Source organism: Curtobacterium sp. MMLR14_010 (assembly GCF_001865015.1).
Taxonomy (GTDB): Bacteria; Actinomycetota; Actinomycetes; order Actinomycetales; family Microbacteriaceae; genus Curtobacterium.
The window spans coordinates 52,755-53,130 of sequence record NZ_MJGV01000017.1; the positions used below are offsets into that span (position 1 = coordinate 52,755).

Consider the following 376-nt stretch of genomic DNA (forward strand, 5'->3'; position numbering starts at 1 on the left):
GTGCAGAACCTCTACAACCTCGCCCGCCGCGAGGACGACGCCCTCGTCGACCTCACCGCCGAGCAGGGCATCGCGTACGTCCCGTACTTCCCGCTCGGCGGGTTCTCGCCCCTGCAGTCCGACGCCCTCGACACGGTCGCGGCCCGCCTGGACGTGCCGCGCCTGACCGTCGCGCTCGCGTGGCTGCTCCAGCGCTCGCCGAACATCCTCCTGATCCCGGGCACCTCCTCGGTCGCGCACCTCCGCGACAACGTCGCGGCCGCCGGCTTCACCCTGCCGGCCGACGCGGTCGCCGAACTCGACGCGATCGGGACCGGCGCGTAGGCGGCACCACCCGGGTCGGCCGGCACCGACGTCGGACGGGAGGCTCGTGGCG

1 protein-coding gene is annotated in these 376 nt (G+C 74.5%); it reads left to right on the forward strand.

Going from position 1 to position 376, the window contains the following annotated elements:
- Positions 1–324: aldo/keto reductase (locus BIU98_RS02405; RefSeq protein ID WP_175481271.1), on the forward strand; the 324-nt coding region annotated here is incomplete at its 5' end.
- Between the last annotated feature and the right edge of the window lie 52 nt (positions 325–376).